The 18,605-nt window shown below is 66.5% G+C and carries 17 protein-coding genes; 5 read left to right on the top strand and 12 right to left on the bottom strand.

Annotation, left to right across the window (positions count from 1 at the left end):
• Nucleotides 1–254: 254 nt before the first annotated feature.
• The 7 genes from dapF to ACERLL_RS13370 form a co-directional block, all read right to left on the bottom strand.
• Nucleotides 255–1,118: a diaminopimelate epimerase gene (gene dapF / locus ACERLL_RS13400; protein WP_373656608.1), complete on the bottom strand. Its 864-nt coding sequence runs from the start codon at nt 1,116–1,118 to the stop codon at nt 255–257.
• Nucleotides 1,119–1,336: 218 nt separating this feature from the next.
• Nucleotides 1,337–2,605, bottom strand: coding sequence for a diaminopimelate decarboxylase (lysA, locus tag ACERLL_RS13395; RefSeq protein WP_373656607.1), 1,269 nt, complete (start codon nt 2,603–2,605; stop codon nt 1,337–1,339).
• 14 nt (nt 2,606–2,619) lie between these two features.
• Nucleotides 2,620–2,769 carry an LPS translocon maturation chaperone LptM gene (gene lptM, locus ACERLL_RS13390; RefSeq protein WP_373656606.1) on the bottom strand — a complete coding sequence of 50 codons (150 nt, stop codon included), beginning with the start codon at nt 2,767–2,769 and terminating at the stop codon, nt 2,620–2,622.
• Nucleotides 2,766–4,154, bottom strand: a complete 1,389-nt coding sequence (gene argH / locus ACERLL_RS13385) for an argininosuccinate lyase (protein ID WP_373656605.1) — start codon at nt 4,152–4,154, stop codon at nt 2,766–2,768. The genes lptM and argH overlap by 4 nt, the downstream gene beginning before the upstream one ends.
• Nucleotides 4,155–4,221: 67 nt before the next feature.
• Nucleotides 4,222–4,659, bottom strand: a complete 438-nt coding sequence (locus tag ACERLL_RS13380; protein WP_373656604.1) for a hypothetical protein — start codon at nt 4,657–4,659, stop codon at nt 4,222–4,224.
• Between the two features lie 115 nt (nt 4,660–4,774).
• Nucleotides 4,775–5,158, bottom strand: a complete 384-nt coding sequence (locus tag ACERLL_RS13375) for a VOC family protein (protein ID WP_373656603.1) — start codon at nt 5,156–5,158, stop codon at nt 4,775–4,777.
• 144 nt (nt 5,159–5,302) lie between these two features.
• Entirely contained in the window at nt 5,303–6,895 is a 1,593-nt protein-coding gene (locus ACERLL_RS13370; RefSeq protein ID WP_373656602.1) for a dynamin family protein, read from the bottom strand.
• Between the two features lie 472 nt (nt 6,896–7,367).
• Between ACERLL_RS13370 and ACERLL_RS13365 the strand changes: the two genes are divergently transcribed.
• The 3 genes from ACERLL_RS13365 to fusA all read left to right on the top strand — a co-directional run bounded on the left by ACERLL_RS13365 (nt 7,368) and on the right by fusA (nt 11,572).
• Nucleotides 7,368–8,273 carry a deoxyribonuclease IV gene (locus ACERLL_RS13365; RefSeq protein WP_373656601.1) on the top strand — a complete coding sequence of 302 codons (906 nt, stop codon included), beginning with the start codon at nt 7,368–7,370 and terminating at the stop codon, nt 8,271–8,273.
• 296 nt (nt 8,274–8,569) lie between these two features.
• Complete coding sequence (locus ACERLL_RS13360; protein WP_373656600.1) at nt 8,570–9,373, top strand: PEP-CTERM sorting domain-containing protein; 804 nt, start codon at nt 8,570–8,572, stop codon at nt 9,371–9,373.
• A gap of 159 nt (nt 9,374–9,532) precedes the next feature.
• Nucleotides 9,533–11,572 carry an elongation factor G gene (gene fusA, locus ACERLL_RS13355; protein ID WP_373656599.1) on the top strand — a complete coding sequence of 680 codons (2,040 nt, stop codon included), beginning with the start codon at nt 9,533–9,535 and terminating at the stop codon, nt 11,570–11,572.
• Nucleotides 11,573–11,580: 8 nt separating this feature from the next.
• Here the strand turns inward: fusA and serA are convergent, their stop codons facing one another.
• From serA to ACERLL_RS13340, 3 genes are all read right to left on the bottom strand, one after another.
• Nucleotides 11,581–13,158, bottom strand: coding sequence for a phosphoglycerate dehydrogenase (gene serA / locus ACERLL_RS13350; RefSeq protein WP_373656598.1), 1,578 nt, complete (start codon nt 13,156–13,158; stop codon nt 11,581–11,583).
• A gap of 278 nt (nt 13,159–13,436) precedes the next feature.
• On the bottom strand, nt 13,437–14,099 hold the full coding sequence (locus ACERLL_RS13345; RefSeq protein WP_373656597.1) for a protein-L-isoaspartate(D-aspartate) O-methyltransferase: 663 nt from the start codon (nt 14,097–14,099) through the stop codon (nt 13,437–13,439).
• A 221-nt stretch (nt 14,100–14,320) separates the two neighbouring features.
• Nucleotides 14,321–15,124, bottom strand: a complete 804-nt coding sequence (locus tag ACERLL_RS13340; protein WP_373656596.1) for a choice-of-anchor W domain-containing protein — start codon at nt 15,122–15,124, stop codon at nt 14,321–14,323.
• A 412-nt stretch (nt 15,125–15,536) separates the two neighbouring features.
• On the opposite strand from ACERLL_RS13340, the gene ACERLL_RS13335 reads away from it, so the two are divergent.
• The gene (locus tag ACERLL_RS13335) at nt 15,537–16,121 is read left to right on the top strand and encodes a cell wall hydrolase (protein ID WP_373656595.1); all 585 of its coding nucleotides are present in this window, start codon (nt 15,537–15,539) and stop codon (nt 16,119–16,121) included.
• Nucleotides 16,121–16,366, top strand: coding sequence for a hypothetical protein (locus ACERLL_RS13330; RefSeq protein WP_373656594.1), 246 nt, complete (start codon nt 16,121–16,123; stop codon nt 16,364–16,366). Before ACERLL_RS13335 ends, ACERLL_RS13330 begins: the two co-directional genes overlap by 1 nt.
• Before the next feature lie 121 nt (nt 16,367–16,487).
• Here the strand turns inward: ACERLL_RS13330 and ACERLL_RS13325 are convergent, their stop codons facing one another.
• Both ACERLL_RS13325 and ACERLL_RS13320 read right to left on the bottom strand, forming a co-directional pair.
• Nucleotides 16,488–17,831 (bottom strand): hypothetical protein, encoded by a 1,344-nt coding sequence (locus tag ACERLL_RS13325; RefSeq protein WP_373656593.1) that lies wholly within the window; start codon nt 17,829–17,831, stop codon nt 16,488–16,490.
• A 382-nt stretch (nt 17,832–18,213) separates the two neighbouring features.
• Nucleotides 18,214–18,605: caspase family protein (locus tag ACERLL_RS13320; protein ID WP_373656592.1), on the bottom strand; the 392-nt coding region annotated here is incomplete at its 5' end.

The raw sequence follows: 18,605 nt of genomic DNA, 5'->3' as shown, positions 1-18,605 counted from the left end.
CCCGTATATATGCGCTATTTATCACATTTTCACGGATGGCGGCGGCTACTAGCCTTCGTCGTATCGGAGCGGAAGATGCGCGGGGGGATCGAGGCAAAAGGCGCGGCGGGGAGGAAGCGCCGGAACGATTCACTCTTGAAGGAGGTTGGGAACCGGGCCCTTGCGCACGCGGGGTTATCGCCGCCGGCCCGGGACGGCATGGACGAGTGTCTTCGTGGTGACGGAGCGGAAGAGAGGCGGAGGGTACCCCTCTACTACGGGCCCGCAGTGGCCGGCCGGGAGGCCGGCCACTGCCCCAGGACTCCGCGGAAGGTGATCACGGCGGGCCCGGTCATCAGGATCGGCTCTTCCGGACCCGCCCATTCGATGGTCAGGTTCCCGCCGTCCAGCTCCACTTCGGCTCGGGGCCCGACCCGGTCCCAGAGACGCGCGGCGACCACCGAGGCGCAGGCGCCGGTGCCGCAAGCCAGGGTGACCCCGGCTCCGCGCTCCCATACCCGCACCCGGATCCGGTCCGGGGAACGCACCTCCACGAATTCCACGTTGGCACGGTTGGGGAAAAGCGGATGGTGCTCCAGCACCGGGCCCAGGGTGGAAAGCGGCGCGGCCGTGGCGTCCTCCACTTCGAGCACGCAATGGGGGTTGCCCACGGAAACGGCGGTGATCCGCCGCCGCTCCCCCGCCACCTCCAGGGGGGCCCGAACCCATTCTCCGGGCTCGGAGAGGGGGATGTCCGCACCTTCCAGATGCGGCACCCCCATATCCACGGTAACCCGCCCGTCCGGCAGGATCCGGGGCATGATCTCGCCCCCCAGGGTCTCCAGGCGCAGCCGGTCCTTGTCCGTCAGCCCGGCCTCCCGGGCGAAAAGCGCTACGCAGCGCGCCCCGTTGCCGCACTGCTCCACCTCGCCGCCGTCGGCGTTGTAGATCCGGTAGGCGAAATCCACGCCGGACCGCTCGGCGGGCTCCAGAACCAGCACCTGATCGCAACCGATGCCGAAGCGCCGGTCGGCGATGGCGCGGATTCGCTCCCGGGTCAGCTCCACGGCCTGGCGGACCCCGTCGAAGACGACGAAGTCGTTACCCAGGCCGTGCATCTTGGCGAATTCGAGGTTCAAATCCCTCCCCCATGATCCCGCTAACCGCAGGCAACAGAACGGACAACGCAACCGTCAAGGCACGCCAAGCAAGAAACAACCTTCCGGATCGGCTGCAGCGTAAGCCCAGCCGGAACCGGTTCAGCGCCCACCCCCTCCCATAGAGGGCAGCCACTGATGGAATTATTTGGTGCTATTGATTGCTTGGCTTCTCGGCACCTCGGCGTTTCCTTCGCCGTTCACCCGGCCTCGAACCAGTCCGCATCCGGAATGAGCTCCGGCGCGTAGAGCTCCGCGACGGTTTCGCGGCGGCGCACCACCTCGAAGCGATCGCCATGCACCAGCACCTCCGGGGCGCGCGGTCGGGTGTTGTAATTGGAGGCCATGGTGGCGCCGTAGGCACCGGCGCTCATCACCGCGAGCTGGTCACCCCGCCCGAGCCTCGGCAGGTGGCGGTCCTTGCCCAGGAAATCGCCCGTTTCGCAGATGGGGCCCACCACGTCCACTACTTCCGTATCGCCGCCTCCTTCGCGCACGGGCTTGATCTCCTGCTCCGCTCCGTACAGGGCGGGCCGCATGAGGTCGTTCATGGCGCCGTCCACCACGGCGAACCGCTTGTCCGGCTGCTCCTTGGTATAGAGCACCTCGGAGACGAATATCCCGGCATTGCCTGCAATCACCCGGCCCGGCTCGAAAATGAGCTTGCCCGGCCAGTAGCCGAGCTGCTCGTTGATGGCCCGGCCGAAATCCTCGGGGTGGGGCGGCGCCTCGTCCAGGTAGGAAATGCCGAGACCGCCGCCCAGGTCCAGATGGTGGATAGCGTGGCCGTCCTCGGCCAGCGCAACCATGAGGGCCTGCAGCCGCTGCAGCGCCTCCACGAAGGGCGCCACGGAGGTGAGCTGGGAGCCGATGTGGCAGTCCACGCCCACCACCTCGATGCCCGGCATGGCCGCGGCGCGTCCGTAGAGATCGCGGGCCTCGCCGATGGATACGCCGAACTTGGTGGCGCGCAGGCCGGTGGCGATGTAGGGATGGGTGAGCGGATCCACGTCCGGGTTCACCCGCAGGCTCACGGGCGCTGGCTGGCCACGCGCGGCCGCCACGGCGTCGAGCAGCTCAAGCTCGCCCACGGACTCCACGTTGAAGGCCAGGATCCCGGCGTCCAGGGCCGCCTCCAGCTCGTCGCGGCGCTTGCCTACGCCGGAGAACACCATGCGCTCCGACGGTATGCCGGCGGCCAGCCCCCGAGCCATCTCGCCGCGCGAGACGATATCCAGGCCACTTCCCTCGCGGCCCAGCAGGTGCAGTACCGCCAGATTGGAGTTGGCCTTGGCGGAGAAGGCGATGAGGTGATCGCGATGTCGGAAAGGGGCCTGGAATACCTGGAAATGATGGCGCAGTGTGGCGCTGGAATAGCAGTAGAACGGCGTGCCTACCGACTCGGCGATGGCGGGCAGCGGCACATCCTCGGCGTGCAGGACGCCGTCGCGGTAATGAAAGTGGTGCACGGCGGTCTCCGGATTCAGTCCGCGGTTTGCTCGGCAGCGTCGGGGGCGCTCTCCGCGCGCTCCTGCTGCGTTTCCGGTTCGGGACGATAGAGCGGGCCCTTCTGGCCGCAGCCGCCGAGGACAACGAGGGCGACGGCCACCAGGAGCGGTATCCTGCCGGTCATGTCCCTTCCTCCGCCATGCGCTGCCGGGCCCGCTGCACGGCGGCACGCACCTGCGCCGGCGCGGTGCCGCCGACGTGGTCCCGGGCGCTCACCGAGCCCTCCAGGGTCAGCACCTCGTAGACGTCGGCGCCGATCACATGCGAGAAGCCCTGCAGCGTGGCCAAGTCCATGTCCGGCAGCTCCAGGCCGTTGTCGATGCAGTGCCGCACCGCCTTGCCAACCACCTCGTGGGCCTCGCGGAAGGGCAGGCCCTTGCGGACCAGGTAATCGGCCAGGTCGGTGGCGGTGGCGAACCCGGCGCTGGCCGCCTTGCGCAGGGCCTCGCGGTGGAACTCGATACCCGGGACCATATCGGCCATGACCTTCAGGGAGCCGCGTACCGTGTCCAGGGCGTCGAACAGCGGCTCCTTGTCCTCCTGCATGTCCTTGTTGTAGGCGAGCGGCTGGCCCTTGATGAGCGTGAGCAGGCTCATGAGGTCGCCGTTCACCCGCCCCGTCTTGCCACGCACCAGCTCCGGCACGTCCGGATTGATCTTCTGCGGCATAATGGAGCTTCCCGTGCAAAAGCTCTGCGGCAGCGTGGCGAAGCCGAACTGCGGCGAGGCCCACATCACCAGCTCTTCCGCCAGGCGCGACAGATGGGCCATCACCAGCGAGCAGGCCGACGCCGCCTCCACGGCGAAGTCCCGGTCGGAGACGGAATCCAGGGAGTTCTCGGTGACGCCGTCGAAGCCCAGCTCGCCCGCGACCCATTCCCGGTCGATGGGGAAGGTGGTTCCCGCCAGGGCGCCGCTGCCGAGTGGCAACCGATTCACCCGCTTGCGGGCGTCGTGGAAGCGGCCGGCATCGCGGTGCGCCATCTCGAAATAGGCGAGCAGGTGGTGGCCCAGGGTAACCGGCTGCGCCGCCTGCAGGTGGGTGAAACCGGGCATAACCGTGTCCGCCTCCCGCTCGGCGGTGTCCGCCAGGGCAGCACGGAAGCGGGCCAGCTCCGCCAGGATGGCGTCGATCTCGTCACGGACATAGAGCCGGAAATCGGTGGCCACCTGGTCGTTGCGGGAGCGCCCGGTATGGAGCCGCTTGCCCGCATCGCCAATGCGCTCGGTGAGGCGGGCCTCGATGTTCATGTGGATGTCCTCGAGGCTGACCGAATAGGGGAACTGCCCCGCCTCGATCTCGCCGCGCACGTCCTCCAGACCCTTCAGGATGGCCTCCACGTCCGCCTCCGACAGAATGCCCTGTCGGCCCAGCATACGCGCGTGGGCCTTGGAGCCCGCGATATCCTGCCTGGCCAGCCGCCTGTCGAAGTCGATGGAGGCGGTGAAGGCCTCCACGAACTCGTCGGTGGGCTGGGTGAAAGCGCCGCTCCAGGGCTTCTCGCTCAATGTGCTCTCCAACCGGCTACGTCGTGGCTCGTGGTGCTGGGACGCATGCGGGCGAAACACCGCCCCCTCATCCGCCCCGGAAATCCGTTTTCACCCACCGGGCAATGGCCCGGTACTCCTCCCGGGTCACCCAGCGGCGGATCCGGAGGATCCCGTCGAGGGTCTGTTTGACGGGCTCGTGGTGCTCGGCCCAGTCCATGGCCCGTTTCTGCTCCGCCACCTTCGCCGGCTTGAGGTCGCGGACACGCGGGGCTCCCCCCTTTCCCATGTCGTCCATGACCGCCACGCCCTCCAGGAACAGGCCGGCCACCCCGACCCCCAGAAGGACCACCGGAACCAGCTCGCGTGCCCCGCCATAGAGGGGCAATCCTCCCGCCAGGCCCAGTCCGATGAACCCCAGGGCCAGCAGGGAGCGCAATACGATGGTCTTCCTGCGCCGCCGCTTCAGCTCCGATTCGATCTGCTCCTCGGTAAGCGGCTGCTCCAGAACATCCGGCTTGGCCATCAGTGCCTGCCCTCCGAGCTGTCCGAAACGACCGGCGGACCGGCCTTCCCGGCCGGGCGCGCACGACCGCCCCTTCCCCTTGACGCGCGTTTACCCGAGACGGAAGGAAATCCACTCATGCCTTTTCGGGCGCCTCGATCAGCTCGATCTTATAGCCGGTGGGATCCACGGCGAAGGCGATCCGGGTACCGTTTTTCATGGTCTTGGGCGCTAGCGAGAAGGACACGCCGCGGGACTGCCACGCCTCATAGGTGGCATCGACGCTCTCCACGTAGAAGGCGATGTGGCCGAAGGCGTCGCCCAGGTCGTAGTCCCGGCCGTCATGGTTATAGGTGAGCTCGATCTCGTGGCCCGACTTGGGGTCGCGTACGAAGGCCAGGTCGGCATCGGCCCCCGGCAGCTCCTTGTGGGTGCGCAGCTCGAGGCCGAGCTTGTTCGTGTAGAAATCGAGCGAGTCGTCCATGGACTTCACTCGGAGCATGGTGTGGGCGATGCGCACGAATGCCTCCTGCTTCTTCGGGACTCGGGGAGAGCGCAAGACGGGAAGGATACCAAACCAGGCGCGCAAAAACCGACCCCGGTCGGAGACCGGGGCCGGGGAAAGCGGCGGAAACGGGCGGGGAACGCCTTGGCCGAGGGTGGCCTATTCCGCGGTACGGGCCGCAGTCTGCCGCCCAAGCGGGACCTCTTCCCGGGACGGCTCTTCGTCGGATTGCTCGTCCGCGGCCTCGCCCCTGCGACCACCTCCCGGGCCCGAGGGGCTGGTGCCCGGAGCGGGCGCGCCCTGCCCTTCCCCCGAGGGGCTGGCGAACCGGTCATTCAGCCGCTGCACGTAGCCGTCCGCCGTTTCGATCAGGCCCTTCAGCCGCTTCCTGGCGGGGCGTCCCCATCCGGCGGGACTGGTGGTCAGTGCGCTGCGCCAGGGCCGGGTGCTCCGCGCGAAGGCCCGCTTCAGCTGTTCCTGCACCGGGCTAGTGGGATACGTGGCCTCGATCCAGCGGGTCACCCTGCCGGCCATCCAACGGCGCACGCCAAAATGGGCCCACAAGAGCCCCCCTACAATGACCACCGAGGCCGAAATGGCGCCCACCGCGCTACCGAATACCGCCGCCAGCCATTCGGGCGGCTGGAACTGCAGACCGTTCCAGTAGCCCATCCAGGCAGAGCCACCGCCGAGCAGCACCAGGGCGGTCAGCAGCAACAGGCCGTCCGTGACCCAGACCCCCTGGACCCACCGCTTCAGGGCCCGCCGCAACTGCGGCACCCGCTCTTCCTCGATCTCCCGGGCGGTACGCTCCAGATCGCCGATGATGCGGTAGGCGCGCTCCACGCCCACGCGGCGCATACGCTGGTGGATTTCCTGCAGATCCGCGTCCCGCTTGGACTCGAAGCGCCGCTTTTTGGCCTCGTCCTCGATGGTCACCGCGGAATCCGGGTTGTAGATGGTATAGAAACGGCCGGCCGTCAGCCCCTCCTGCGCCAGGGCCCGCTGCCAGGAGGAAACCACGTCCTCCGGGTTGTCCTCGGCGGCGGCCGTATCGATCTGGTTGAGGATGTAGAGGAACTTGCTGGAATCGCTGCGGCTGTTGGTGTTCGCCACCAGATGGCTGAGCGTGTCCTGCATGGCGCCGGGCTCGGGATGGCGGGCGTCGAAGAACACCAGCACCAGATCGGACAGATCGATGATGTAATCGGTGATCCGGAGCGTGGAGGTACGCTGCGCGTCGGCGTCGAATCCGGGGGAGTCGATCAGTATCTGCCCGCGCAGCTCGGGCGCCGGACAGGTCTTCAGGCGCAGGTAGGAATCGAGCAGCTCGCCCTCCCCCGGCGCCACCTTATCCAGCTCCTCGCTCATCTGATAGAAGGGGAACCGGGCGTCGGAATTGAGGGAGATGCCGGGGAGCTCCCGCACCTGCTCATCGCCGGCGTAGCAGAGGACCGAGAACTTGTCGTCCACGGCCTGGGTCCCGGTTCTCTGCACGGGGTACTGCAGATACTGATTGATGAAGCTGGATTTCCCCGCGGAGAATGTGCCCAGCACGGAGATCAGGGGCCACCAGGGGATGAACATGGCATAGGACTCGTCGCGGTCGAGGAGCCCCATTCGGTACCCTACCCGGTCGAGCCGGCGGAAGCTCCGGACCACATCCACCAGGATGGGGTTCTCCTCCTGGAGATGCTGCTCCAGGTTGGAAAGCTGCTGCTTGATGTAATTTGAAGCCTGGGAACGGAACACGGCGCCCTCCTCTCAGAATCGCAAACCTGGCCTACCACATTGGGAATTCCTGCCCACTAGCGACCGGGGCTCGACGGCATTCGGGCTCATACCCCCCAAGCGGAAGCCCGCAATGTTAGCACTCACAAACATAAGAATCATGCCCAATCCGGTTCCCGAGTCAGGCCTATTTCCTTCCTCGCCGGCTCCAACATTCCCGTTCTTTCCTCCGCAAACGGATAGGGCACTCCTTCATTCATGGGAACAGCCACTTATCCGGGTCAAGGGCCAGGAACCGGCCTCTCCCCACCGGTCGAAAGCGCTAACCTCCTGGAAATGGCCCGATTTCCGTCACACACAATGTGCGGCTTCCGCCCGCACGGCCCGCGGATACGCTGATGAGCGCTTTCCATCGGCGGTTCCGCGGGTTACGGTTGCCTTCCTGCCGACAACTTGATCGCCGCCAATGAAAAGGCAGAAAGCCGCTTCCCGAATGCACGAACAACGGGAATCCACCGCGATACAGGCGGGTGCCCATGTCTCCGCCCAGGGCGGCGTCCACACGGCCCCGGATCGGGGTACGGACATCGGCGCGGACTGCATTCAGGTCTTCACCCGCAATCAGCGCCAATGGGAGCCTAAGCCCCTGGACGACGCGGAGGCGGGCGCCTTCGTCCGCGCCCGCGGCGAATCCGGGCTGCGGACCGTCATGAGCCACGGCTCCTATCTCATCAACCTCGCGGCACCGGATCCGGAGAAGGCCGCCCGATCCTTCCACGCCATGGAAGCAGAGCTGGATCGTTGCCACCGTCTGGGCATCGACATGCTCAATTTCCATCCGGGCGCCCATATGAAGGCGGGTATCGAAACGGGCGTCGCGCGCATTGCCGAGGCACTGAACGCCTTGTGCGCCCGGAATCCGGAAAAGGGCGGGGTCCGCCTGGTACTGGAGAACGTGGCGGGCCAGGGCACCACGGTGGGGAAGAGCTTTTCCGAGCTGGCGGCCATCCTGGCGCGTCTGGAAGCGCCGGAGCGGTTCGCCGTGTGCGTGGACACCGCGCACGCGTTCGCCGCCGGCTACGACCTGCACACCGACGAAGGCTGGGAGACCACCTGGGCGGCGTTCGATCGGGAGCTGGGCCTGGACCGGCTTGCCGCCTTCCACGTGAACGACTCGGCGGTACCCTTCGAGGCCCGCAAGGATCGGCACGCCAACCTGGGCCGGGGCGCCATCGGCACCTCGGCATTCCGAAGGCTGGTGCGGGATCCCCGGACGCGTGGTGCGCCCATGTTCCTGGAAACTCCCGGCGGACCGGAGCGCTGGCGGGAAGAGATCCGCTGGCTGCGCGCACTGGCCGCCGGAATGGAAGAGCCGCCTCCCCAACCACCCCCTTCCTGAGCGCTCGACGCCACGCTTTCAATATTTTTTACAGCCCCGCCATTCCGAGGGGCTCGCCGCTCCGATATTCCTCCGCCCGCTCACGGCACTGGAAAAATTACGGAAAGAAAATAAAGTTTTTCTACACCGTCGAACGGCTTAACAGCCGGTGTCGATTGTTTTTCAGGTAAAGGAAAAATAACACAAATTCAGATATTTACATTTAGGCATGCCGCTTGCTCCCGACAGGAATGAAACCCTCTGGACGATCCATGTCCTTTTCATTCAGCCCTGAGGGGCAAATCAGGAGTAACGCCATGCAAAACCTGTCGACGCTCGGTAAAGCCGCGCTTCCACTGGTGGGCCTCGGAAGCCTGTTTCTGCTCGCGGGCGACGCCAACGCTGCCGCCTATGGAGAATCCGCTCCCCTGACCGGGGTCCGGGATAACTTCGACATCGGCGGCCTGGAGGGATCCAATCGCTGGAGCGGGGATTCGGCGGACGAGCGGATGACCCTGAGCTGGGACATCACGCAGGTCAACAGCAGCTGGGAGTACGAATACACCTGGTCCGGAACGGAAGCGGCGCTCGACAAGATCAGCCACTTCACCCTCGATGTAACCGACAACTGCTACAGCGACGCCGACTGCGTCACCGAGGCCAACGCCGCCACCGAGTACATCGACATGCTGGGGCAGGATCCGGGAGAGCAGCCCGAGGATTTCGAGAACCTGGGCGTGAAGTTCGACCAGGCCCAGGCGGTTTATTCATTCACTTCCAACCGCGCGCCGGTATGGGGAGACCTCTGCCTCAAGGACGGCGACGGCCCGGATACCTGCGCCAATCTGAGCGATACCGACGGGGACGATTTCTACGAGTACACCGGGGATACCACATTGCTCTGGAACACCGGGTTCGCCAATCGGGATTCCCAGAACACGCTCTATTATGTCGCCCGGCCGGATGCCGTCGATAACGGCAACGGCGACAACGGCAACGGCGACAACGGCAATGGCGACAACGGCAATGGCGAGCCGATCCCGGCTCCCGGCACCCTGGCGCTGCTGGCCATGGGCATGCTCGGGGCCGGCGTCAGCGGCGGGCGCTTCAAAAAGTCCTGAAGCCACTGTAGTGACCGCTCCGAAAGGCGCCGGCCCGGGCCGGCGCCTTTCTTGTGTAGCGCCCCTGCGGACCGGGTCATCGATCCGCCTCCCTGTGGCGGTGAAAACAGACAGGGATTACCTTGGAATGGAGGGCCGCCATTCCGGGAGGGCTGGGCCATGGCCATCCATGAAACGACGGAAATCCGCAATATCGCATTAGTGGGCCATGCCGGGTCGGGAAAGACCAGCCTGGTAGAGGCCCTGCTTCAGGAATCCGGCGCCAAGACCACCGCCGGTGAGGTGGAGCGGGGTAGCGCCACCACCGACTTCGATCCCCTGGAACGAAGGTATCGCCACTCCTTGAACCTGGGCCTGGCCGGGTGCGCGCACCTGGACCGCTGGATCAACCTGATCGACACCCCCGGCTATCCGGACTTTCAGGCCCAGACCCTGGCCGCGCTCACCGCCGCCGAAACCATGGTGGTGGTCGTCAACGCCCAGACCGGGATCGAGCCCATGACCCGCCGCATGATGGATTGGGCCATCGCGGAGCGAATGCCGTGCATGGTGGTAATCAACAAGATCGACGCCAACGGCACGCACCTGGGCCAGCTATTCGACGAGCTCACCGCCACCTACGGCAAGGAGTGTCTCCCTCTCGACCTCCCGTCGGGACACGCCCGACAGGTGGTGGACGTTCTGGGACAACGCCAGGGCGCCACCGATTTCTCCTCCGTTTCGGAGGCGCACGCCGCCCTGGTGGAGCAGGTGGTGGAGGTGGACGAAACCGCCATGGAACGGTATCTGGAGGAGGGGGACATGGACGAACAGACGCTCCATGCCCCATTCGAGCAGGCCTTGCGGGAAGGGCACCTGATTCCGGTCTGCTTCGCCTCCGCGCGTACCGGAGCGGGCGTGGGCCAGCTACTGGAGATCTTCGCCCGGCTCGCCCCCAATCCGCTTGAGGGCAACCCCCATCCCTTCCTCCGCCACGACCCCGACGGGGACCGGGACCTGTGGCCGCAAGCCACGCCGGAGGCGCCGCTGCTTGCCCACGTGTTCAAGGTGGAGCACGACCCGTTCATCGGCACCCTGGGCTTCGTGCGTATCCATCAGGGACGTCTGCGCAAGGGGGATCCGGTGCTGATCGGGCCGGAAGGCAAGACGGTCAAGGTGGCCCACTTGCTACGGGTACAGGGCAAGGAGCACGAGGAGATCGACGAAGCGGAGGCAGGGGATATCTGCGCCGTGGCCAAGGTGGAGGAGCTTTTCCAGGATGCCGTCCTGCATGCCGACCACGAGCAGGACGACATGGCGCCGGGGGGAATCGCCTACCCCACTCCCCTGGTCGGCCTCGCCCTGAAGGCCCGTCGCCGCGGCGATCAGCAGAAGATCGCGGAGGTCCTGCAGCGGCTGGTGGCGGAAGACCCGGGCCTGCGCCTGGATCTGGATAAGCACGCCAACGAAACGGTACTGCGCGGCCTGGGCGAATTCCACCTGCGCGTGGCCCTGGAAAAGCTCGACGAGCGCTATCACATGGAGGTTGATACCCGGCCGCCCAGCATCCCCTACCGGGAGACGGTGACTGTCCGGGCCAGCGGACACTACCGGCACAAGAAGCAGACGGGAGGCGCCGGCCAGTTCGGCGAGGTGGAGCTGGAGGTGGAGCCCCTGGAACGCGGAGCGGGCTTCGAGCTCGTGGACCGGATCACCGGAGGCGCCATCCCCGCGCCGTTCATTCCCGCGGTGGAGAAGGGGGTGCGCCAGGCCTTGGAGGCGGGAACCGTGGCGGGCTATCCGGTACGCGACCTGCGCGTCACGCTAACCGACGGCAAGCACCACCCGGTGGACTCCAAGGAGGTGGCCTTCGTCACCGCCGGACGCAAGGCCTTCCTGGAAGCCTACCGGAAGGCGGCGCCGGTGCTCCTGGAGCCCATCGCGGACCTGGAGGTGAAGGTCCCGGGAGCGGCCATGGGCGATCTCTCCGGCGAGCTGGCCGCCCGCCGGGCGCGGATCACCCATACCGGATACGACAGCCGCGGCGAGGTCACCATTGCCGCCCAAGCCCCCCTGGCGGAGCTGGAGGATTTCGCCACCCGCCTGAAATCCCTTACCGGCGGCGAGGGGAGCTGGACCATGCGGTTCCATCACTACGAGACCGCCCCCGAAAAACTCCGCGAGGCCCTGGCGGACCGGTCGCGGACGGAGGAGGTCTGAGCGGAGCCCTACAGGGAGATCTCGAAGACCTCGTAGATGCTCGCCAGGGACTTGATCCGGTCGAGCGCCTGCGCCGGGACCGGGTTGTCCACGGCCAGGAAGGAGAAGGCTTCGCCCTGGGGCTCCTTGCGGCCGTACTTGAACCCGGCGATATTGACGCCTTCTTCACCGAGGATGGTGCCCAGGCGGCCGATGAGCCCCGGCTCGTCCAGGTTGGCCATGTACAGCAGGCGGCCGTCCGGCACCAGCTCCAGCTCCACGCCGTTGAACTCCACCACCCGCGGCGTGCCGTGCACGAGCGTGCCGTCGATGGTCCAGGTGCGCTTCTCGGTGGCCAGCGTCACCCGGATGCGGCTGGTGAACTCGTCCGCCTGCTTCTTGCGCGTCTCGCTCACCTTCACCTCGCGCTCCTCGGCGAGCAGCGGCGCGTTCACCAGGTTCACCGAGTCCGGCAGGATCGGGTCGAGCAGCCCCTTCAGGATGGTGGTGGTGATCGGCTGCTGGTTGAGCGCCGAGACCTCCCCGGCGTACTCGATCTCTACCCGCTTCAGCCCGCCCTGCGCCAGCTGGCCGAGGATGGAGCCGAGCCGCTCGCCGAGGTTCAGGTAGGGCTGCAGCAGCGGCATCTCCTCCTCCTCCACGGAGGGGATGTTCACCGCGTTCTGGATGATGCCCCGCGTCAGGTAGTCGCTGATCTGCTCCGCCACCTGCACCGCCACGTTCACCTGCGCCTCCTCGGTGGAGGCGCCCAGGTGCGGGGTGCAGATGAAGTTGTCGTGGCGCAGCAGGGGATGGCCCTCCACGGGCTCCTCCTCGAACACGTCGAGCGCCGCGCCCCGGATCTTGCCCGCCTCGAGCGCCCGGTCGAGCGCCTGCTCGTCCACCACCCCGCCGCGCGCGGCGTTCACCAGGATCGCCCCGTCCTTCATGGCGTCAAAGGCGGCGTCGCTGATCAGGTGCCGGGTGGCGCTGGTGAGCGGCGTGTGGATGGTCATAAAGTCCGCCCGCCGGTAGAGCTCTTCGAGCTCCACGAGCTCCACCCCGAGGTCGTCGGCGCGCTCCTGGGAGATGTAGGGGTCGTAGGCGATGACCCGCATCTTGAGCCCGTGCGCCCGCTGGATCACCAGGGAGCCGATGTTGCCGGTGCCGATCACGCCCAGGGTCTTCTGGTAGAGCTCCACCCCGCCCCACCGGCTCTTCTCCCAGCGCTCCGCCTTCATGGACGCCGTGGCCTGCGGCACGTTGCGCGCCGCCGAGACCATCAGCGCAATGGCGTGCTCGGCGGTGGTCACCGTGTTGCCGAAGGGCGTGTTCATGACGATGATGCCCCTCTGCGAGGCCGCCGGGATGTCCACGTTGTCCACCCCGATCCCCGCCCGACCCACCACCTTGAGGTTGGGCGCCGCGTCCAGGATCTCCGCCGTGACCTTGCTCGCCGAGCGGATCGCCAGCCCGTCGTAGGCGCCAATCACCCCGGCCAGCTCCTCGGGGCTCAGCCCGGTCTGCACGTCCACCTCGATGCCGTGCTCGGCAAACACGGACTCCGCCTTCGGCGACATCTTGTCGCTGATTAAAACCTTGGGCACGGAGGGAGCTCCTCTTCCCTGTCTGATTGGGTGTGGTTTCCATGCCGGATGCGCGCCCATCACGCGGGACCGGCGCAACCGGAAAACGCGGGCCCCATATTATGGCGCAAATGACCTTTCAGGTCTCTAGGCATACCGGATTATTTTCCCGAACCGGACGCTCCAGAGTCCCGGTTTCCCGTTGCCGAATTCCGGAGCTTTCCGGGTCAAAGCCTCACTGGGGGACCAGCGCCCGCCCGGCTCCGGCCCCTGAACGTTACCAAAAGCCCCTGGCCGCTTCAGCCGGGCACGCCGGGGTGGATCAGGGGAACGAAGGCGACAGGAAGGATGGGCTGGCTGGTGCGTGCGCCCTCGCTGTCCTTGGTGACGACCTGGATGTCCTGTCCGGCATCGGGCCCCTCCAGAGGCAATACCAGACGGCCGCCCGGTGCCAGCTGTTCCACCAGGGCGACAGGGACCTCGCGGGCCCCCGCGGTCACCACGATCCCGTCGAATGGCGCGGCTTCCGGCCAGCCCCGGTTGCCATCGGCCACGCGCACCGAAACATTGCCATACCCCAGACGTTTCAGGCGCTCCCTCGCGGCTTCTCCGAGACCGGGAATCGCCTCCACGGAGTAGACCTCCTGTACCAGTTCGGCGAGAACCGCCGCTTGGTACCCGCATCCGGTGCCCACCTCCAGGATCCGGTGCCCGGGCTCCGGCTCCAGAAGGTCGGTCATCAACGCCACGATGAAAGGCTGGGAGATGGTCTGGCCCTGCCCGATGGGGAGGGGGACATTCTCATAGGCCTGCTCCCGGAGGTTCGGCGGCACGAACTCCTCCCTGGGCACCGCGGTCATGGCCTCCAGCACTCCCGTGCGCAGCCGGGCGCGGCCCGTGTAGCCCACCGTAGAACGGACCTCCTCCTCGATTTCCCCGATCATCCTCTGCTTGCGGTCCACTGCAGCCCTCCGTTGCTTGGCCGGCCGGCGGCGCGGAACCGCCCTCCGAAGCGCCACCGGTTTTTCCAGTTGGACTATGCCGGGAGGGCGGGGATTCTGGGATGCTGCTGGTCCGTACGGAGGAGGGAAGAACCCGAAAAAAGCGGGGCCCTTGCGGACCCCGCCGGGAACCCCCCTATCAGGGAGGAGGCCTTGGCAGCAGCGCGTACGCGTTTTCCCGGTTACGCCTTCCGGCGACGGCTGAAGCCCCAGAAGCCCAGCAGGCCTCCGGCCAGGAGCGCGCTCGTGCCGGGGACCGGCACCTCGTTGGTGTGGTTGGCTCCCTTGATCTGGAAGGCCAGATTGGACTGGGAGGGCTTGTTGCCGGTGGGCCAATCCATGGCCACCTCCCCGGTCAGATAGAAGCCGTCGGCCAGGTCCAGATCGTTGGAGATGCCCATCCACTTCACGAGCCGATCCGGATCGGCGGCGTGGCTGTCGTAGTTGTTGATGAAGTCCGGCAGACCATTGCCGTTGATCGAGCTCGCATCCAGCGGGCCATTGATGTCGTCCGCCCCGTACAGGGCCATATCCGTCAGGGCCACCTCGGTTCCCGAGCCCGGCGTGGCGGCCCGGATGAGCAGGCTGTTGAAGCCTTCCAGGTCCCCGAAGCTGTCATAGGACACGCTATCCGCACCGATGATGGAAGTGATGACGTTATCACCTTCCCCGATGGACCAGGTGGCGGTGGTGCCGTCGAAGGCGAGACTGAAAGGCTCCGGATCCCCCATGGGCCAATCATGCTCGCCGGTGGAGAAGTCCCCGGAAGTATCGCTGCCCACGTCCATCTCGAAGGTTCCGGGGCCACCGATCCGTCCCTCGGCCACGAAGGGCAGGGCGCTGTATCCCTCCACGGCGAAATCCGTGGCCGCCGCATCAGTGTCCGCGTTATAGGTCTCGGTCGTGACGGCGCCAGCGGAAGCGGACACCGCCAATCCGGCGGCCATACCGGCAGCCCCGAGCAAAGCACGCACAGGCGGTTGCATAACGATCCTCCTAATTTTCCGGAACTTGAATTGCCTGTCCGTACTGACTTCGCAAGGGGTGTGCCATGTATGGACACCCGGAGCCCTGCGGGCTTGTAAAACGGGCGAACAGTTCTGCCGGAGCCCGCTGTTAAATTTTGCTACACAGTTCCCGGCGCCGCCGCCAGCACGGTCCGCCCGGTTAAGAGGCTTCACGCCACGGCGGCGGCTCGATTTGGGGCGCCTCCGGACGGTCCCGGGGCGTAAATTTTTTCTACAACAGCGGCCTGCGGTTTCCGGCCTCCGCGGGTTTCCTTTCGCACCGGCGCCCAATTCGAAGGGGTTGCTCACTTACTTTCTTTTCGTTCAGCATCGTTCCGCCAAGTCGTAGGGGGGGGACCACGCACCTGGCTTTTCTAAACAAAGGCGCACCATGCGGGCCATGCTGAACGGCATTGCCACCGGGCTGGCGGTGGCCATCTTCTGGCTGGATCTGGGGCCGTTTCCGATCTACGGGGAAAGCGCCCACCTTGCCCCCCAAACCTTCGGGTCCCTGGCCGGACCCAGCCTGCCCGTGTCGGGCTCCAGCTCCACGGCCCCGGGAATGGGCCCCTTTCTGCTCACCGAGCGGGAATCCCGCTGTCTCGCCCGCACCGTCTTTTTCGAGGCCCGGGGCGAGCCGCTGCTTGGGGAGCTGAGCGTCGCCCTGGTGGCCCTGAACCGGGTGCGGCAGCCGGCCTATCCTTCCGACGCCTGCGCGGTGATCCACGAGGTGGCCGCCTTCTCCTGGTATTCGGACGGAGAATCCGACGACCCCACGGACTACCCCGGAATCGCCAACCGGCGGGCCTGGGTCAGGGCCCAGCGGCTGGTGGAGGCCCTCCAGACCAGCCGGGTCATGGACCCTACCGCCGGAGCGGACCACTATCACGCGGTCTACGTTTCCCCGGACTGGGCAAAAGAGTTCCCGCAAACAGCCCGAATAGGCTCCCACCTGTTTTATCGGCGGGGCCGGTGATGCCACTCCGCCTTCCGGCCGACCACGTCCTGGACCTCCTACCCCACTCGGAAATTCGGCTGGTTGCCCGGGAGTGGTCGGGAGGGCCGCTCGCCGAGGGGCGCACCGCCTGGGCCCGTCAGGCCCTCCGCCGCCGCCTGCTCCGCATTCTGGCGCGGATCGGGGCGCGCTACCTGATCGGCGCGATAATCGGCATGCTGGCCGGCTGGGCCATCACGGCTCTGGTGGTGATGTGGTACTGGTGACCATGGGCCAAACCACCCAGCGGGCCCGCCGTAGCCCATCCCGGAGCGAGCGCGCGACCCGCCACCCCCGGCATTTTCCAGGCTGCCGGCGACACGGCCACTGAACGGACGAGGATCGCGGTTAGCGTTTGGGGGCCGTGGTGAACATTAATACCGCCTCCGCCGATTTCACCGCTTCGGAAGTTTTCGGCTTAAGGGCCCGGGTCTTGGTCACGCCTTCGGAAGCATCCCCCCCAAGCATGTAGAGCCCTTTGGCTTTGTCGTAGGTATAGTCGGGAAGCTCTCCCACCAGATCCTCGCTGCTGGCGATCATCTGCATACTTTCCACGCCGAAGGGCTGGGCCACCTCGAAGGCGCCGAGACTGACCCACTTGTTGGTCTCCTCCGCGTTCATGTAGCGAACGAACCGCCGATCGCCTCGGCCGTCCTGCAGAGGCACCAGATAGGAATAGCTCTGACCGTCGCGAATGGTATGGCCGGTGAGATAGTAGTAGCCGGGGCGGTTGAGCTTGATGAGCAGCTCCACCTCCTGACCCTTTCGGAACAGCAGGTCCTCCCGTCCCTGGTTGGTGGCCAGGCTGGCCCGGAAGTCATCGTCCACGGCCAGACCCTGATGGAGGAGACGGTCGAAGCTGACCGTTTCCGGTTCCACCCGCAGGTGGGCGTAGGCCTCGGGGGCCAGCCGGGCGGTCCGAACCTCCCGGGTGACGTGATTCCGGTCGGTTAGGCGATAGGCCACCGACACCCCTTGCTCCGTGACCTGGTATTCGCCCCTTAGGCGATAGTCGGCGGAGGTCGGCTCGGAAGTAGTTTGCAGGCGCTTCGCCATGGCGCTTTCCAGGGCGCGGGCAAAGGGGGTTACCTCTCCCGATTGCGCGGGGTGAGGAGGGGTAAGGTGGATCGTGTCATCGGGAAGATCTTGGACCAGCTGCTCGGCGGCCAGGTCAAGGGAAGGTGCCACCCGCTCCAGCTCATCCAGGGCGACGCGTAGCTCGGCCGCCGACCGGGCCCCCATGGACGGCACCTCCAACCCCAGGAAGCGGGCAACAAGCGCGAAGCGGTCGTAGCGATCCGCCAGGGCCAGCAGCTCGGTCAGTAGCCGATGGCGCTGCTTCCCCAGCGAGGTCTCCTCCAGTGCCGCTTCAAGCTCCCCTGCCTTGCTCCGCAGGTCCCGCAGGCGCTCACCGTAAAGACTCCGGGCCCGGCCGGGCTCCAGGCGGGCGGTGCAGATGAGCTCCCCTCCGCTGCGCCGGGCCTTTTGTTCCGTCCCCAGCAGGGGAAGATTGGTGGAGGTCTGGATGTCCTGAAGGGCGGAGGTGCTAACGCGGCTACCGCCCGATCCGGCCCGGGAGGACTTCTTGGTCACGCGCAGGCTGGCCCGCACCTCCACCTGCAGAGATTCCGCTAGCCCGGCCAGGGCGCTACGGCAGGCAGCCTGCCGCGTTTTCCCCCTTCCCTCCCCCATGAGGGACTCGGCGGGAGCTTGGCCAGGGGAAAGCAGACCTCCTATTAGAGCACCCATGAGGAGAAGGCGAATCGGTGATTTCCGGCAATTGCTCATAGGCCTTGGCGCTCCATGATTCCCCCCGGAAACCGCGGTTTCCTGTTCTTGAAAGGGCAGAAACGGTATCCGGTAGTGGTGGCCACCCACCCTATCAATCCTCGCCAGGTACCTCCTGGTGTCCGGCCGAACGACCCCGGGACAATCTTCCGGTTCATTGACCTCTTCCTGTCGCTTTTTGCCCACTCGTCCCTCATCATTTCAAAATCAGCGCCAAGCATTCCGACGAAGCGGCCACGGGTCCAAAGGCACAAGGGCTGCGTCCACTCGCGGACCCGTGGGCGCCCTACCGCACCCCGATGGGGAAGCTCATGCCCCGCAGGCTGCGCTGCGGCACCTGCTCGTAGCCGAACTCCTCGTAGCTCACCTCCGGCAGCCGCTCCTCCACGTAGCCCGCCAGCTCGTTCACCGTGAGCCGGTCGTCGCCGCCGAAGCCGTCCCCCTGCAGGGCCTCCAGCAGGGTCCAGGTGAACAGGCCGTGGCCCCGGTAGCCCTCCAGCGCCACCTGGGTGTCCGCCGAGGCCATCAGGGTCGCCGTGCCGGTGGATTTCACCAGCCGCGACAGCGCGGCCTTCTCCTCCAGGCCGCGGGTCTTGAGCTTGGCGAAGGCGCCGCTCTGGCAGGTGTCCAGCAGCACCAGCGCCTTGCCCGCCGGCACCCGCGCCAGGCTCTCCTGGA

Origin of the sequence: Thiohalorhabdus sp. Cl-TMA, assembly GCF_041821045.1 — a bacterium.
Taxonomy (GTDB): Bacteria; Pseudomonadota; Gammaproteobacteria; order Thiohalorhabdales; family Thiohalorhabdaceae; genus Thiohalorhabdus; species Thiohalorhabdus methylotropha.
Note: the sequence above shows the minus strand (reverse complement) of the source record. Positions and strands in the feature narration are given on the sequence as shown.

Coding starts and splice junctions, on each gene's coding strand:
- lptM (WP_373656606.1), bottom strand. CDS start 2,769: ATGACCGGCAGGATACCGCTCCTGGTGGCCGTCGCCCTCGTTGTCCTC.
- ACERLL_RS13380 (WP_373656604.1), bottom strand. CDS start 4,659: ATGGCCAAGCCGGATGTTCTGGAGCAGCCGCTTACCGAGGAGCAGATC.
- ACERLL_RS13365 (WP_373656601.1), top strand. CDS start 7,368: ATGCACGAACAACGGGAATCCACCGCGATACAGGCGGGTGCCCATGTC.
- ACERLL_RS13360 (WP_373656600.1), top strand. CDS start 8,570: ATGCAAAACCTGTCGACGCTCGGTAAAGCCGCGCTTCCACTGGTGGGC.
- fusA (WP_373656599.1), top strand. CDS start 9,533: ATGGCCATCCATGAAACGACGGAAATCCGCAATATCGCATTAGTGGGC.
- ACERLL_RS13340 (WP_373656596.1), bottom strand. CDS start 15,124: ATGCAACCGCCTGTGCGTGCTTTGCTCGGGGCTGCCGGTATGGCCGCC.
- ACERLL_RS13335 (WP_373656595.1), top strand. CDS start 15,537: ATGCGGGCCATGCTGAACGGCATTGCCACCGGGCTGGCGGTGGCCATC.
- ACERLL_RS13330 (WP_373656594.1), top strand. CDS start 16,121: ATGCCACTCCGCCTTCCGGCCGACCACGTCCTGGACCTCCTACCCCAC.
- ACERLL_RS13325 (WP_373656593.1), bottom strand. CDS start 17,831: ATGGGGGAGGGAAGGGGGAAAACGCGGCAGGCTGCCTGCCGTAGCGCC.